Below are 15,756 nucleotides of genomic sequence, written 5' to 3'. Positions count from 1 at the left end.
TATTAAATAAAAAAGAAAAGACCTATTATTTTATCGGTCTTTTCCTTCCCAACGTTATATTTTTAACTAACCCTTTAATTGAAATGTTTTTGAATCACCATTTTATTTCTTTTTCACTTTATAATACCCTCTACAAAAAATTGAGTGCTTCGGTTTGATCGCAATTAACAAAGAATTGTATATGTCTGAAGCAGAAATTATTGCATTTATCCAACATACAAATAATAAGATTGATTTAATATTGCCTGATACAAAAGATGATATAATGGCCGGAATGACCGATAGTACAAGAATAGGTAAACTCATAAAGATCCAAAATCTCGCTTTGGATAGAATTGCATTCGTATTTAGCCAAAAAAATATTCCACTACAAGTTAAGCTAATATCACCTTTATTATTTATAACAATAATATGTAGACATTCATGAATGATGAAGACCAAAATGCCTATGATGATGAGATAAAATATATTAAGATCGGTAAAACTTGCTCCAAAATAATGCGGTATTAGAAAAATAATGATTTGAAGTACATATACAAACTTCATATAATGTTTCCTATGCCAATTATTCTGTATAAAAGGATGCCATTCTGATAAATCCATGCTTATTTGTGGTAAGTTACGAAACCAAATTATAATACGCTTTCTCCCCTCTCGTTTAAACTATTTCATACTTAAAAAGATGTAATCCACTAAAACTTAACCGTTAATATTAAAGCATAAAGTAATTCATTTATAGGATGATATGATTGAAAATTCAGTGGTTTCATAGGTGAATAAATTCTACAAAATCTTCCAAATACCTTTTCGAATATGTTGTTTATAAAATGGTTCTTGCATGTACAACTTGATACATCTGTTTTTGGTGAAAACCACATAATGTAAAAAAGCTTAGAATTTTAGCTCTAAGCTTTTTAATGATTTTATTTCGTTTTCGCTCCTTTTAAAGTGCACTATTTTTTATCCATTCGGATTTACTCAGTACATAATGATTATAAATTTGGTTTTTTATCGTCTGTTGACTCAAATAAACGAACCCGCATTTTTCAATCACTTTATTTGACGGTACGTTAATAATTAATGCAATTGCGTTAAGGACATCCACATTTGTATTTTCAAACAAATAGTCAATCAAGCCTTTTGTTGCTTTCGTTGCATATCCATTATTATGATATTCACTTGAAACAGCATACATAATTTCTCTATTCGGTGCAGGAAGCTCATCTTTCAGACTTGTGCAGCACCATCCAACAAATTCACTAGTCGTTTTCTTAAATATTCCTAGTCTTAATATGTGATCATCTATGTTAGCCTTAGTTTTGACTGCATTAAGAAATGCTTTGTTTTCGGGTATTTCATAATTTGTAATCCAAATAACTCGTTGTTCTTTCGTTGATTTCCAGTCCGGTAAAAACTTTTCTATTTCCGGTTGATTTGCTATTTTATTAATACTTTCTGCATCTTTGACCGTAAACTCTTGTAGGTATATATCTCCGCAATCTATTTTAAATAACTTAGTCAAACTCTCTTCTCCCATGTTAATCCCCCTTACTTACGTTAAAGTTCCTTAATCTGCTTCGTAAGTTCCACAAACCGTTCATCTAGTTCTTTATATTCTTTGTCTTTAGAAGTTAAAAAGCTTAATTTCCCTAATACTTCTTGTCTTTCTGTTTCTAACGTTAAACGTAGCTCTTCAATTTCATCTCTAGTTTTCGTAGGTTCTTCGAGCTGTTTTTGTATCGTATTGTTTAAAAATACGAGTTTTGCAGAAGTTGTTTTCTCCAGAAAATATCGATCGTGAGAAACGATAACGAGTGTTCCGTTATACTCAGCTAATGTGTCTTCAAGCTGTTCACGTGAAGGCAGATCAAGATGGTTCGTCGGTTCATCTAAAATAAGTACATCTTTTTCATCTAAAATATAAGCCATAAGCTTACATTTTACTCGTTCCCCCATACTCATATATTCAATTGGCTCTTTCCATTGAGAAGCTTGGAAACCTAAATGTTTCATTAAATTTTGGACTTTTCCTCTTTCTTCAAACGTCTCTTTATAAAATAGATTTTCTGGTGTTTTATCAAGTGGTAAATCAAATACTTCTTGAGTTAAATAACCGATGTTTGCTGATGGTGAAATCCATACTTCTCCTTCAACAGTTTCTGATCCCATAATCATCTTCAGTAAAGTTGTTTTCCCGCTACCATTTGGTCCAATAATCGCTACCTTTTCACCGTGCTGAATTGTAAAATTAACGTTTTCAAATAATATTCGTTTATTAAATTCTTTCCGCAATTGTTTTACTTCTAAGAAACGTTTTCCTACTTTTTTACTCGCTTGAATAGAAAATTCAACTGAATAATCTTCTTTCACACGTTCTACTTTCGTTTTCTCTAGCTCTTTTTCAAGACGTTTTCGTTTCGATTTAACTTGCGCGTCCATTCGCTTCGCCTTTACACGATAAAATTCTTTCACACCTTCTTGTTTTGTAGACTGCGCATGTGCCTTTTGTGACCATGAACTTAATTCTTTTATATGAGTTTCTACTTGTTCTATCTTCTTTTGTTGTTTTTCATATTCACGCTGCTGCGTCATTCTTTTATGCTCACGTGCTTTCATATAACTCGTGTAATTCCCGCTATGATCAATTAATTTCTTATCCTCAATCGACCATATTCTACTTGCGACAACATCTAAAAAATATCGATCATGTGATACGACGATTACTGTACCTTTCATATTTTTGATTTGTTTAATGAGAAATTCCGTACTCATCTCATCTAAATGATTTGTCGGTTCGTCTAATATTAAGACATTAGGATTTTCAGCAAACCCTTTTGCTAATCGAACTTTCAGCTTTTCACCACCACTTAAAGTAAGAAAATCGTTCGTTGGTACGCCCCATTTCGCAAGAAGTTCTGCTTCCTTTGCAATCATATCCTTGCTAACAAAAGATTCCTTTTCTTGTTCAACATATGCAGTTGTCATATTCATTTGCATCCATTCAACAGTACCTTTTGAAGGTTCAATCTTCCCATTTATTAGTTGAAGTAACGTTGATTTACCAGCCCCGTTTTTACCAATTAATCCGATAACATCCCCTTGTTTTACTGTCACATTCATTTTCTCTAACAAAGTATTTTCCTTTATTTCAACATAAACGTCATTTAATTTTAATAATTCTTTCATAATACCGATCCCTTTCATTAAGGGAGAATAAAAAAATCCTCCCAAATAAATTTGGCAGGATTAGTCATTAAAATATTTATACCCAAATAAGCTATTGGCAACATAAATAGCAATACCGTTGTATGGAAATTGGGCAGACTAATCCTATTTTTTAGAAATTGAAATGTATTGAATTTCAACATTTAAAAATAAGATTAGTTAATCATCGTCCACCCATCATTCCTTTCCGTCGTTAGTAACCATATTGTACCATACTAGTACTGTATGAGTAAATGCAATTATATGTGCTGTTATAGAAAATCCCTTCTTCTAATAAAGTGAAACTTTAATCAGTGGGGGTTTTCTTTATCCCCCACTGATTATTAGCCCTCACCAATCGGACTTTTATGGGCAGCCCGACCCCCATCTTTGTTTTCGCTGAATTTTAAGATGGGGGTCTTACTGCCCATTAAAGCGGGATAAATTGTAAACTTGACGAAAAGGAAAAAATGTCATTCGTTATTCAACAACGAATTATTGTTTTTCGATAAATATTTATTGATTTTTTCCGATTAATGAGCTATTATATGTTTGCAGAAAATATTAATGTAGGGATTGAATTTATGGACAGGACATTAAAAATCACAAAGTTATATATATTTTTAAGGATTTTTCTCACCCCGATTATAGTGGGGATAATTGTTGGTATACTAACTAAATTGGGGCAAGGTATACTTCCAGGACATTGGAATTCATTAGCTAATCTAGGAAGCGTTTGGTTAGTTCCATCCTTTTTTGTGGCTAGCTTTAGTTATTCTAAGCGTATAGCTATACTTTCTGGTATCCTTGCGCTACTCGGTATGGTATTAGGATATTATGGTTATGCAATAGTTATTAATAATGTAGCTCACTCTATTTATTTTATATCTGTATGGATTGTATGTGCATGGATAGGAGGAACTATCTTCGGAATTGCAGGTTTTCTATGGAAAGATACTACAAATCCACTTCATAAATTCGGAAGCGCGCTTATTAGTGGAGTTTTTGTAACGGATGGACTTCACATTCTTTTAAATTTTGAAGACTATAGTCACATGTTACCTGTTGGATATACCGAAGTGATAGTCGGGATTATCTTGATTCTTGTATTAGAACGCTCTAATGCTAATCGAATTTCTTCTTTCTTAATGATGGTTCCTATCACTATTTTAGGGTTAATTGGATATAAATTATTAAGTTTGTTTACTTAATATCATGAAAAAAACAAGAGACTACTTCTATTATAATCCACAATACATAGCACGAATTCAAACGTTAAACTTATTAATGTTGATACACTTATTCATAGGATGGATTCATAAAGCTATCTCTTTCAAAGAGATGGCTTTTTCTTACAAAAACTACTCATCAGTTTTATATTAAATCCTTCTAATTTATTAGTGTGTCATTATACATACTAAGATGACCTCTTACTATTTCATGTAATCACTATAAAGTGAATCTTTAATCAACGGAGCTTTTCTTCAGCTCCCACTAATTATTAGCCCTCACCAATCGTACTTTTATGGGCAATCCGTCCCCCACCTAACTTCATTTCTTTCGTTGAATTATAAAATGGGGTCTTACTCCCCAATAAAGCGAGATAAAATAAGGCTAAAAAACTTATTTCCAAAGTTCTTTAGCCTAGATCACTTATTTATACATTATAAAATTTAATTCGGACAACCGTACCTTTACCAACTTCTGAATGGATTTCTACACTATGTCCTAATTGTTTCGTAATTTCATATACAAGATATAGCCCCATTCCAGTTGATTCTTTAAAATCTCTGCCATTTTCCCCTGTAAAGAATGGTTTAAATACTCTTAGTAAATCTTGCTTCGGTATCCCTACGCCATAATCGGTAATTTCAAGTATAACGTTATTATCTTCCTTACAAGCTTTCACTTTAATCTTCTCTCGACTACCAGATGAATATTTAATCGCATTCGATAGTATTTGTCCAATTAAAAATTGTAACCATTTCGCATCACTTTCTACAGTAATGTCCTTTTCAATTTTGAGCTCTGGATATACAAAATTCCGAATAAAGAAGCGTTTATGTTCATGAACAGAATCATTCACTATTTTATGTAGTTGTACTCTTTCCACATAAAAATCTTGCGTAAATGCTTCTAAACGCGCGACGTATAGAGCCATCTCTAGCCCCTTTTTCAGCCTATCTGTTTCCTCATTTATACTTTCAAAACGCGAATCAACTTCATCCTGTGTAATTAACTCTATTACAGATATAGGTGTTTTCATTTGATGTATCCACTGGTTCATAAAGGTTAAATGATCATTATTTTTTCTCTCTTGTACTTGCAGCTGATTTTGATAATGTCGATATTGCACCTCAAGTAAGTCCTGAAGCGCAGTAGATAAAACTGCAAAATCTGATTTTTGAACAGAATCATCCAAAGAATGCATTGGATTTGCTAATCTTTCATAGAACATACGATGAGTAAAGTAACGAAATACTAAATAACCCACCATAAAAAAGACACCTAAAAACATTGCATATAATGCCGTTGCAATATGCTTATGCCCATCAAACCAATATACAAGAAATATGGATAATAGCTGGATTACTGTAAAACAAATAAGTGGTATATGATCACGAATAAATAATCTTATCATTTTTCCATACCAGTATCCCAAGTTATATGTAACCTATAACCGACACTACGGATCGTTTCAATTGCATCTTCAATCTGCAATGTTTTTAACTTTTTACGCACACGAGTTGTATTTACACTTAATGTATTATCATCAACATAAGATTCGCTATCCCATAATTTATTTAATAACACTTCTCTACCCACAACACGCGGATAATTTTGCATTAACATCTCTAATAAAATTGCTTCATTTCTTGTTATATCTATCTCTTGATTCTTAAGCTTTAATACAAGCCTTTCGGGATATAAACAAAGACCTTGTTGCTCAATCATCCGTTCTTCTACTTTCGGTGCATAATCTCCGTAAGCACGTCTTAAATGACTGCGAATTTTCGCCATTACAACTTCGTAATGGAATGGCTTTGAAATAAAATCGTCGCCACCGTTTTCAAGCGCCATAACTTGATCCATTGTGCCTTCACGAGCCGAAATAAATAATATCGGACATGTAGAAACTCCGCGAATTTGACGACACCAATAGTACCCATCAAAACTTGGTAAATTAATATCTAACAAAACTAATTCTGGTTGTTCTTCTAAAAAAATGTTTAATACATTTTGAAAATCCGATACAATAATTCCTTCATACCCGTATTTCGCGACATGTGTTGATAATAGTTCTGCAATTTTCATATCGTCTTCTACAATCATAATTTTAACCATGTGTTTACTCCTTTTTTGTTCCACAATCTTATATTCAATTATATAAAATAAATACTACCTTTTTTTATATAATCCGTAAATCAAAAAAGGATACTTTTATACAACAGCATCCTTCTTCTATTATTCTTATTTAATATGAAATTTACTCAAATTAAAACCTTGCTTCTCCACATAGTCCATACCAAGTTCCATTCGTGCTGTTTTAAGCGGGTCCACAACTTGACAAACTCTTAAATCACCGGCAGCCGATAATAAAAGTGTCGCATCAGCTTTAGACATTTCCAATTCTTCATGTAAAAATGTCACCATATTACGTACAGCGCGATTCGCTGCATCATCTAACAATTTCTCTGAAGCAATCGTCATTACTTTTTCTTTTTGGATAGCCATTGGTAGTGGCCATTTCTTTCCTTTTATAATTTGAACTGTTACAGTTACCTCACCAGCAACCTCTACTCCACTAACCCCAATTTCACCATCACCCATCGCTGCGTGTAAATCGCCTAGTGCTAATAGGGCACCTGGAACATTTACTGGTAATAGTAATGTTGTCCCTTCTTTTATCTCTTTACAGTCCATATTCCCGCCGTGATCATGCGGTGTGCCACATGAAATGCTCTCTTCTTTCGGCGCAGTACCAATTACACCGATCATTGGATTAATCGGGATTTGTAGTTCATTCGAAAACAAAACATGTTCATTATGTATCGGGACAATTTTTACTGTATTTTCGGTTAGCTCTTCACCCATTACGCCAAGATTCGCACCAGTAGTTAAAACGCCTTGCTCTGCGATGTTAATTTTTTCAATCGTTACGACTAAAATATCGCCAGGTTCTGCACCTTTAATAAATACAGGTCCGGTCGCGGGATTAATTCGGTTCCAATCTAATTCTTGAAACGCAACATCTTCAGAATCAATTTGGTTTTCAAAGCAATCATATGTTTCAAATACAAGACGACTCCCTACTTCTACTTCCATACACGACTGATTATCTGGTGACATTGCGTAAATGATATGTTCTTTATGAATTCGATACATGTTATCTCTCCCCTTTTATATTAGTCTACAATTACTAATTAGCTTTTTTCGTAAAAGCTCCTGTTAAAAATTAATAAATTTACATATAGAAAAGCACCTAGCTTATTTTCATACATACACTCTTTACTATAACAGGTAAAGAAAGGTGGTAGCACTATGCCCCTTATTCCATATAATGAAAGCGATGTTGATTTACTAGCTCGTTTAATTCGCGCTGAAGCTGAAGGAGAAGGTAGACAAGGCGAACAACTTGTTGGCTGCGTAGTAGTAAATCGTGTATTTTGTGATTGCTTAGATTTTAAACAACTTCGCTCCGTGCGTGATGCAGTATATCAAAGTCCCGGTGGATTTGAAGCAGTGCAATACGGATATTTTTATCAGCGTGCTCGCGACTCAGAAAAGGATATCGCTAGAAAAGTTTTACAAGGTGAATGGCGCTGGCCAGCACGATGGGCTCTTTGGTATTTTCGTCCAACTGGAGCTTGTCCGCCTGAATGGTATAACCAGCCATTTGCAGGACAATTTAAAAGCCATTGCTTTTATGAACCACGTGGTGATGAATGTCCGAAAATGTATTCACGATAGCAACATTTGAAACGCAAGTACTTAGAACACTGAGTACTTGCGTTTCTTTTAGCTTTTTTAGAAATCTAATAATGCGATGAACTTTTCAATTCCTACAACATGTATTAATAACGGTATACGCGGGCCGCTAGACTGATTCATAATGAGCCTATAAATTATAATAAATAATTGTTTTTGATTTTCTTTCATTATTTTTTTATTTTCATGATGGCAAATTGAATACAATTGTTCCATATAGTTAGAGGAATCTTTATTAGAACGAAGCATTTTGCAAACTTCTACTAACCATTCTTTCTGCCTTTCATCTAATGTGTTGTAAAACTCTGTATTTCTCTCTTGATTTACCGCAACTAATTTTTCAGATTGAAAGTTTCTTACCCAATACTCTGCACGTTTACTTATCGCTATCATATCCTCTAAAGCATACTTCCTATCTGTTTTTTCTAATATACCTTGTAAAATAGGTGAATCAAAATTTAATAGCGGTAACGTTCCTGCTACTTGATTAAATTTCGGATATTCTTTAATGCTGCTATCAACTTTAGAGAGTTTAATTGCATCAAATAAATCTTCATTTTTGAGTGTTTTATTCTCATAACTATCTTTCAATCGTTCATATTCTGTATAATTGCGAATCACATCTTCATCAAGACCGATATGAAAAGCTGCGTTTGGTCTATATTTAGCAAACATAAACAGAATCACTTCTGGTAAATACACTTTTAACAAATCACTAGGTGTAATGCTGTTGCCTGAAGAACTAGACATTTTTTCATGATTGCCTTTTATTCCTATGAAATCATATGCAACGTAATGCGGAGCTTCACGATTGAATATTTTCCTTGCAATTTCCTTTGATACATTAAAACTACCCGTTTCCGAGGAATGATCTCTTCCGCCCGGTTCAAAAATAACATCCTCTATCATCCATCTCATCGGCCAATCGATTTTCCAATTCAGTTTCATTTTATTTGTATTTAATACCGATAATTCAGTTTGATTTCCGCATTTACATTTATATCGTACTGTTTTTAATACTTCATCAAAATGTGTAATCGTTGTTGCATCTTTCCCGCATTTCTCACAATATAATGTAACCGGATAAAAGCTCTCTCGCTCTTCTTCACTACAATCTCCTGTTTTAAAACTCATTAAAATATCATATATTTCTTTTCTTTTATATAAAGCCTCTAATATGTTTTTGTTATATCTTCTACTTCTATATGCAGCATGTTGATATATGAATTCCACTTCAATCCCAAATACTTGAAGCGATTTCTCAAACTCTTTTTCAAAATGCTCTGCATAGGAGTTATGGCAACCATATGGATCTGGTATATCACAGTATGGCATACCAATATGTTTTGCAAAAGATGGATCAATATTTTTAGGGATTTTTCTAAACCTATCATAATCATCCCATGAAAATATAAAACGAGTCTTTTTCCCTAAATCTTGAAGGGCTCTTACAACGAAATAAGTCGTTATTATTTCGCGAAAGTTTCCGATATGGACAGAACCAGATGGACTGATTCCAGATGCGCAAACAAAAGTTTCTTTGTTTGGATGTTTTCTAATTAATTCATGTGCTACTTCATACGCCCAATGCATATATTACTCACCTCAATTATTTATTTGTTTTCACATTTTCAAATATATACAATAAAAAAACTCCCACCCCCAAGATTATTCATCTTGAGGACGAGAGTTATTAGCTTCGTGGTACCACCTCAGTTTGTTAATACGTCACCATATTAACCTCTTCGGGTACGGCAAAACATGCTTATACCCTATCTCTATAACGGGAGAACCCGTCGCACTATCCCTAAACAAATTAGTTCCTTGCGCAGCTCCAAGTCTTTTTTCATTAAGATGTATACTGCTCTTTCTCAGCTACCAGAGCTCTCTGTACGTATTCTTTCTTAACTACTCTTCTCTTCAATGCCATTTTAAATATTAGTTTTTCATATGATAATTTATAATACTTTTATTGTCAAACTTTTCCGAACGAAAAAGCTATCTAAATAAATGCTTTATCGCTTCTAATTGAATTTTGTGGCTACATTCATCACAACAATATGTCCCTTTTGGTTTTTCTTTAAATCGCTTATATTTTTCGCTTCCCTCGTAAACACGGAATATATTTTTACAAGAAAAACAAACAATTTCATAAAACATCATATGCACTTTCCTCTCCATGTTTATACATTTTTTAATCACTTGAGAAAATCAGTTTTCCAAAGTACAAATCTTAATATCTTCTGACTAAAGGTTTACCTCTATTCTTATCGAATTATATAAATATCTTATAAAGCGAGGTGAACATCTTGATCAGTAATATAGAATTAGTTTTAGATGCTAAAGCTAGTTTAGCTGAAGGACCTTGTTGGAATGAAAAAAAGCAACTTTTATACTGGGTTGAGATTGTGGAGAAACAATTATGCATATTTAGTCCTACTGCTAATACAAACCGAGTAATTGCTCTCAATCAACAAATTGGCTGTGTTGTTCCATATTTAGATGACGTACTACTCCTAGCTTTGGAAAACGGCTTTTATTCTATTAATGTAAAAACAGAAAAACTAACACATATTTTTGATCCTGAACCACATTTATTTGAAAATCGTTTTAATGATGGAAAATGCGATCCAGCAGGACGTTTTTGGGCAGGTACTACAGATACATACGGTATAAATGCTGCTGGTTCCTTGTATTGTTTAAATAATAATTTAAAGGTAAAGAAAAAGGTTTCACATGTAAATACATCAAATGGCATGGCTTGGTCACCTGATCATACATACCTTTACTATATTGATACACCTACTAAAAAAGTAGTTCGTTTTCATTATGATATATGCTCTGGAGTAATTCGTAATCCAAGTGAAGTAATCATTTTCCCTGAAAATGACGGTCTACCTGATGGTATGACAATTGACAAGGAAGGTTGTTTATGGATTGCTCATTGGGGAGGTTCAAAGATTACTAGATGGAACCCTTCAACTGGAGAACAAATATTAAGTATTCCAATTCCAGCGCTATATGTAACTTCTTGTACATTTGGAGGCCCTAATTTAACAGACCTATATGTTACAACAGCCAGAACAAGAATGACGGATGACGAATTGAAAAAATATCCACATGCTGGTGGTATTTTTCGAATCCAAACAAATATAAAAGGTTGTCCTACCCATTCATTTCGCAATAATAATATTGGAGCTGAAACTATATGAACCGTATCGATTACATAAGACACGAAGAAAAGAAATATCATGACCTTTGTTATGAACAATACAAGCTATTTGAAACTGGCTCTTGGCTTTACAAACCGGTAAAAACAGTTATGAACTTAATGGATTACTTTGAAGGACGAAACAACTTGCAAGTACTTGATCTCGGCTCTGGCGTTGGAAGGAATAGTATTCCAATTGCACAAAAAATAAAAAATGCTAGTGGTACTGTTACTTGTGTGGACTTACTGGATTCCGCTTTAACAAAATTACAAATTTATAGCCAAGAATATGATGTTTTTGAAGTTATAAAAATAGAACAAGCAGCAATTGAAAACTACTACGTCCACCCTAACACATATGATTATATCGTTGCAGTATCAAGTTTAGAGCATGTTCAATCAGAAGAAGATTTAAAAAACGTACTCCATTCTATGAAGTAAGGTACAAAGATTGGTGGTATCAATTGTTTAATTATTAACTCGAACATACAAGAAATTGACTTACATACGAAAGAAGAATTAGATGCTTTAATTGAAATTAACCTTCCTACTGATAATATGATCCATCTATTAAAAAGTATTTATAAAGACTGGCAAGAAATAAAAGTGGAAATAAAAGAATTAGCTTATAATATAGTCCGAAACGAAAGACACATTCAATTAAAAACAAATGCTATTACGTTTGTCGTTCAAAAATAATAGCAACAATATAGGATAATATTTTTATTTTATGAGCTTTGTATCATTAAATATTAATTAAATAGAAATATAAAAACCATGCTTTGACATCATTAGAAGCATGGTTTTTATTAGAGATCACATACAAAACAACTTAACTATTTAATGAATTCATTAAGTGGAAGAAAGGTTCGGGTTCATGTGCCTTATTTAATTCATACCATGAATGGAGTGTACCTGGCGAAAAAACATCTAATTTTTCAGAACTTCCATCCCAAATTCCAAAGGAGCTACTCCAGATGCCGTAATAAGATTTTTACCAGTTGCTACATAGAAAAAGCTTTTCTTGTTTGCATTCAATAACACTCCATTCCCAACTTAATCTCATCCAATCTTTTTTATCCTGCTTTAATGGGCAGTAAAATCCCCACTGATTAAAGTTTCACTTTATAAGATAATCTATCTACTATTTTTAATTGCTTCTCGAGCTCTTTCTTTATCATCAAAATGAATTGTTGTATCTTTTAAAATTTGATACGTTTCATGCCCTTTCCCTGCAATCAAAACAATATCATTAGAAGATGCCATGTTTATTGCATGTTTTATAGCAAGTTCACGATCAACTTCTACTTTATAATTCAAATAGTTATTCTGTGAAAATCCCTTTTCAATATCTTTAATTATTGTATGCGGGTCTTCTGAACGTGGATTATCAGAAGTAATGTAAACAAAATCACTATAACTTCCAGCAATTTTACCCATAATAGGTCGTTTTTTCGCGTCTCTATCCCCACCGCAACCGAAAACAGTAATGATTTTCCCTTTTGAAAACTCGCTAATTGTATCGAGTACATTTTCTAATGCATCCGGTGTATGAGCATAGTCCACTATTACAAGGTAATCTTGATTTTCGTCTATGATTTCCATTCTACCTTCAATGCTCTTTACATTAGATAAACTATCATTAATGTTCGCTAGTGGAATACCTTCAACTAATGCAGTTGTTATTGCTGCTAATGCATTATAAACATTAAAGCGGCCTACTAGATTTAGACTGATTTCTTTTTCTCCATTAAATGTAGAAACTAAAAACTGAATTCCTCTTGGGCTTAAAGTTATGTTCTTCGCTTGAACATCCGCTCCATTATGTATCCCATATGTAATCACTTCAGCAGAAGTAACTTTTTTAAAGTATTCTACTGATGGATCATCTACATTCAAAATAGCAATTTTTTTATCTGTAGTAGAAAAATCATTTCCTAATCTAGAAAAAAGAAGACCTTTTACATGCTTATATTCCTGAAATGTGCCATGATAATCCAAATGGTCTTGTGTTAAATTAGTGAAAACAGCTATTTTAAAGTTACATCCTTTAACTCTCTCCATATGTAAGCCTTGTGACGTAACTTCCATAACACAATAATCTGTATTATGATTTTTCATCATCTGCAAATTCCTTTGAAGTATTGGAGGTTCTTGCGTATTAATTACAGTCGGATACCATTTGGACCCAATTTTAACTCCGTTATTCCCCATAAGCCCTGTTTGAAATCCATAGTCAGTTAAAATTTTTTCAATTAAATAGGACGTAGTTGTTTTACCATTCGTTCCTGTAATTCCAATTAGCTTCATTTTATTAGATGGATAACCATAGAAATGCGACGCAATAACTGCCATAGCATACCTAGCATCTTTTACAATTATTTTAGGTATTTCAATGTTTACATCTCTTTCTACAATTAACGCCACAGCTCCATTTTTCACTGCATCTTCAACAAATTGATGTCGATCTTCGAGAAAACCATCAATACCTGATACACATATAAAAAGATTTCCGCTAGTGATCTTTCTAGAATCCATTTCTAATCCCGTAATTTCTACATTCATATCACCAATGGTTTCTTTAATCGATAACAAATTCGCCAACTCTTTTAGTTTCAAATCCCCCGCCTCCTTACACATTTCCCTATTCATTTTACCACTTTATACAAAATAATGGTTTAAAACACCATATATATCATCTTAAATAAAAGATAAAAGAGCACTTGTTTCCGCAAGTGCTCTTTTTAGGGATTTTGAGATATCCTATTAACGAAAGTTAGGTTACTTAAAGTTAAAAGGTAATTATATTATATGCTTGTCCTTTTTATTTGTGCATTATTAATATATAAACATTTATAGAAACTTCAAATTATAGTTCTTTCTTACATTTTATCATTAAGAAATTAATTGAAGGCTTATTTTCCATGATCTTATTTGGTTCATCAATTTCTGAAACTTGTACTAATCCATACTTATTAAAATCTTGTTGTATAGATTTAGAATCATAGAAGAACATTTTAACACCTTCCATTATCTCAAAATAATCTTTATCCAACTGTTTTCCTTTTCCGTACATGGGAGCTTTTTTAGAAACAGTTGTGAAAACCATATATCCACCTGGTTTTAACTGATTGTAACAATCTTTAATAAATTTCTCTCGCTCATGCTCATTTAACAAATGAAGAAGTGCATGACTAAATATCCCGTCATACAGTTTATTTTTAAAAGGCATTTCGTTAACCGAACCGTGATACATACTAACATCTTCTAGTCCGTTTTCTCTTGCTAAATCGATCGCTGTTTTCGAAATTTCAATGCCTGTTACATTTATACCATTTTCCATAAACACCTTTGCATTTCTTCCATATCCAATACCCGGAACTAATATGTCTTTAACGTTCTTTTCCAAGAAAAATTCTTTTGTCAAAATTGCAGAATCTGTAGGTTCAAATCCCCACATTGTTTGTTTCTCAATAAAGCTTGATTCCCAAAATTCCATTATATTTTTATCTCCTTATTCTTATCTCATGTTTAATACCACATGAAATACCTATTCATTTTAATGCTGCTTTTTTCACCACAGCCACTATAGGTCCATTGAATATAGCATATTAATAAGCCTTTATCTATTTTAAAGATTGGTTGAATATTCCCCCAAAATATTAACTTTTACATTTAGAAAAAATAAAAAATGCCAATAATTTTATTGAATATCGGCATTTTCATATAAGAAATTATCTTTTTATTTTGTGCTGATCTAATATTTTTTCTAACATTTCTAAAGTTATCGGTTGAGCTTTCTCTATTAATCGATAACCAATACGTCCATTCGGTTCGGCTGTAACTTGTTGTAAACTCTTTAAATCATGAATCCCTTTTTCTCTTAATTGCATATATAGTTGTTGTTCTGACATTTTTGCCTTTATCAAGTTCGCTTTAATAATCTCACCGTTTTCAACAATTACAAAGCTACTGCCATTTAGGAATTGTTCCGCCTTCCTTGATTTCAGTTCAAAGAAATGAATGATAAGAAGTACGCTTGCAAATATTACAGCTGCAAATATAGATGGGATCACTTTCCTACTTAATACAGGCTCTACAATAATACGTGCAATTGATACTACTATAATGATTTCAGCTCTTGTCATTGGCTAACAGATTTACTCCCTGTCATTTTTAATGCAAGAATCCCAGTGAGTATTAAAATAATGCTTTCAACAATAATATGCATAATAGCCCAATCCTTTAATGGTAAATGTTATTAGCATTCCCATTTCATATAGCATTCTAAATGAATTTCAATTAAATTTTTTGTGAAAATCAAACAATCTATTTTGATTTATCTTTTTTCA

13 protein-coding genes, 3 pseudogenes and 1 other annotated feature are annotated in these 15,756 nt (G+C 32.6%); of the genes and pseudogenes, 4 read left to right on the top strand and 12 right to left on the bottom strand.

Going from position 1 to position 15,756, the window contains the following annotated elements:
- Positions 1-102 precede the first annotated feature (102 nt).
- From AC3WTI_RS03680 to abc-f, 3 genes are all read right to left on the bottom strand, one after another.
- Entirely contained in the window at positions 103-603 is a 501-nt protein-coding gene (locus tag AC3WTI_RS03680) for a DUF3267 domain-containing protein (protein WP_097841048.1), read from the bottom strand.
- Between the two features lie 340 nt (positions 604-943).
- Positions 944-1,537, bottom strand: a complete 594-nt coding sequence (locus tag AC3WTI_RS03675) for a GNAT family N-acetyltransferase (protein ID WP_097841047.1) — start codon at positions 1,535-1,537, stop codon at positions 944-946.
- 20 nt (positions 1,538-1,557) lie between these two features.
- Positions 1,558-3,186, bottom strand: coding sequence for a ribosomal protection-like ABC-F family protein (gene abc-f / locus AC3WTI_RS03670; protein ID WP_097841158.1), 1,629 nt, complete (start codon positions 3,184-3,186; stop codon positions 1,558-1,560).
- 602 nt (positions 3,187-3,788) lie between these two features.
- On the opposite strand from abc-f, the gene AC3WTI_RS03665 reads away from it, so the two are divergent.
- A complete protein-coding gene (locus AC3WTI_RS03665) occupies positions 3,789-4,415 on the top strand; it encodes a DUF6518 family protein (protein WP_097841157.1) in 627 nt (208 codons plus the stop codon).
- Positions 4,416-4,861: 446 nt separating this feature from the next.
- Here the strand turns inward: AC3WTI_RS03665 and AC3WTI_RS03660 are convergent, their stop codons facing one another.
- From AC3WTI_RS03660 to AC3WTI_RS03650, 3 genes are all read right to left on the bottom strand, one after another.
- Positions 4,862-5,845: a sensor histidine kinase gene (locus AC3WTI_RS03660; protein ID WP_097841156.1), complete on the bottom strand. Its 984-nt coding sequence runs from the start codon at positions 5,843-5,845 to the stop codon at positions 4,862-4,864.
- Positions 5,842-6,549 carry a response regulator transcription factor gene (locus tag AC3WTI_RS03655; protein WP_087956590.1) on the bottom strand — a complete coding sequence of 236 codons (708 nt, stop codon included), beginning with the start codon at positions 6,547-6,549 and terminating at the stop codon, positions 5,842-5,844. The genes AC3WTI_RS03660 and AC3WTI_RS03655 overlap by 4 nt, the downstream gene beginning before the upstream one ends.
- A gap of 126 nt (positions 6,550-6,675) precedes the next feature.
- On the bottom strand, positions 6,676-7,590 hold the full coding sequence (locus tag AC3WTI_RS03650; protein ID WP_087956589.1) for an acetamidase/formamidase family protein: 915 nt from the start codon (positions 7,588-7,590) through the stop codon (positions 6,676-6,678).
- 156 nt (positions 7,591-7,746) lie between these two features.
- Here AC3WTI_RS03650 and AC3WTI_RS03645 point away from each other — a divergent pair, with 156 nt between their 5' ends.
- Positions 7,747-8,175 carry a cell wall hydrolase gene (locus AC3WTI_RS03645; RefSeq protein ID WP_097841046.1) on the top strand — a complete coding sequence of 143 codons (429 nt, stop codon included), beginning with the start codon at positions 7,747-7,749 and terminating at the stop codon, positions 8,173-8,175.
- A 57-nt stretch (positions 8,176-8,232) separates the two neighbouring features.
- Here AC3WTI_RS03645 and lysS read toward each other — a convergent pair whose 3' ends face one another.
- A complete protein-coding gene (lysS, locus tag AC3WTI_RS03640) occupies positions 8,233-9,786 on the bottom strand; it encodes a lysine--tRNA ligase (RefSeq protein WP_097841045.1) in 1,554 nt (517 codons plus the stop codon).
- Between the two features lie 83 nt (positions 9,787-9,869).
- Positions 9,870-10,126 (bottom strand) — a binding site (T-box leader).
- Positions 10,127-10,191: 65 nt separating this feature from the next.
- The gene (locus AC3WTI_RS03635; protein WP_064505453.1) at positions 10,192-10,356 is read right to left on the bottom strand and encodes a DUF2197 domain-containing protein; all 165 of its coding nucleotides are present in this window, start codon (positions 10,354-10,356) and stop codon (positions 10,192-10,194) included.
- Positions 10,357-10,502: 146 nt separating this feature from the next.
- On the opposite strand from AC3WTI_RS03635, the gene AC3WTI_RS03630 reads away from it, so the two are divergent.
- The gene (locus tag AC3WTI_RS03630) at positions 10,503-11,405 is read left to right on the top strand and encodes an SMP-30/gluconolactonase/LRE family protein (RefSeq protein ID WP_142305849.1); all 903 of its coding nucleotides are present in this window, start codon (positions 10,503-10,505) and stop codon (positions 11,403-11,405) included.
- A pseudogene (locus AC3WTI_RS03625) lies at positions 11,402-12,103 on the top strand (class I SAM-dependent methyltransferase). The gene AC3WTI_RS03630 and the pseudogene AC3WTI_RS03625 overlap by 4 nt, the downstream one beginning before the upstream one ends.
- A gap of 133 nt (positions 12,104-12,236) precedes the next feature.
- Here AC3WTI_RS03625 and AC3WTI_RS03620 read toward each other — a convergent pair.
- The 4 genes and pseudogenes from AC3WTI_RS03620 to AC3WTI_RS03605 form a co-directional block, all read right to left on the bottom strand.
- A pseudogene (locus AC3WTI_RS03620) lies at positions 12,237-12,406 on the bottom strand (hypothetical protein); the annotation flags it as partial.
- A gap of 135 nt (positions 12,407-12,541) precedes the next feature.
- The gene (locus AC3WTI_RS03615) at positions 12,542-14,023 is read right to left on the bottom strand and encodes a UDP-N-acetylmuramoyl-L-alanyl-D-glutamate--2,6-diaminopimelate ligase (protein ID WP_253621568.1); all 1,482 of its coding nucleotides are present in this window, start codon (positions 14,021-14,023) and stop codon (positions 12,542-12,544) included.
- A gap of 250 nt (positions 14,024-14,273) precedes the next feature.
- Complete coding sequence (locus AC3WTI_RS03610; RefSeq protein WP_097841042.1) at positions 14,274-14,903, bottom strand: class I SAM-dependent methyltransferase; 630 nt, start codon at positions 14,901-14,903, stop codon at positions 14,274-14,276.
- Positions 14,904-15,138: 235 nt separating this feature from the next.
- A pseudogene (locus AC3WTI_RS03605) lies at positions 15,139-15,635 on the bottom strand (DUF421 domain-containing protein).
- Positions 15,636-15,756: the final 121 nt, after the last annotated feature.

The organism is Bacillus sp. EB106-02-03-XG38 (assembly GCF_058792175.1).
Note: the sequence above shows the minus strand (reverse complement) of the source record. Positions and strands in the feature narration are given on the sequence as shown.

What these genes read in the sequence shown, in the direction of transcription:
- AC3WTI_RS03680 (WP_097841048.1), bottom strand. Translation starts at nt 603, where the DNA reads ATGGATTTATCAGAATGGCATCCTTTTATACAGAATAATTGGCATAGG.
- AC3WTI_RS03675 (WP_097841047.1), bottom strand. Translation starts at nt 1,537, where the DNA reads ATGGGAGAAGAGAGTTTGACTAAGTTATTTAAAATAGATTGCGGAGAT.
- abc-f (WP_097841158.1), bottom strand. Translation starts at nt 3,186, where the DNA reads ATGAAAGAATTATTAAAATTAAATGACGTTTATGTTGAAATAAAGGAA.
- AC3WTI_RS03665 (WP_097841157.1), top strand. Translation starts at nt 3,789, where the DNA reads ATGGACAGGACATTAAAAATCACAAAGTTATATATATTTTTAAGGATT.
- AC3WTI_RS03660 (WP_097841156.1), bottom strand. Translation starts at nt 5,845, where the DNA reads ATGATAAGATTATTTATTCGTGATCATATACCACTTATTTGTTTTACA.
- AC3WTI_RS03655 (WP_087956590.1), bottom strand. Translation starts at nt 6,549, where the DNA reads ATGGTTAAAATTATGATTGTAGAAGACGATATGAAAATTGCAGAACTA.
- AC3WTI_RS03650 (WP_087956589.1), bottom strand. Translation starts at nt 7,590, where the DNA reads ATGTATCGAATTCATAAAGAACATATCATTTACGCAATGTCACCAGAT.
- AC3WTI_RS03645 (WP_097841046.1), top strand. Translation starts at nt 7,747, where the DNA reads ATGCCCCTTATTCCATATAATGAAAGCGATGTTGATTTACTAGCTCGT.
- lysS (WP_097841045.1), bottom strand. Translation starts at nt 9,786, where the DNA reads ATGCATTGGGCGTATGAAGTAGCACATGAATTAATTAGAAAACATCCA.
- AC3WTI_RS03635 (WP_064505453.1), bottom strand. Translation starts at nt 10,356, where the DNA reads ATGATGTTTTATGAAATTGTTTGTTTTTCTTGTAAAAATATATTCCGT.
- AC3WTI_RS03610 (WP_097841042.1), bottom strand. Translation starts at nt 14,903, where the DNA reads ATGGAATTTTGGGAATCAAGCTTTATTGAGAAACAAACAATGTGGGGA.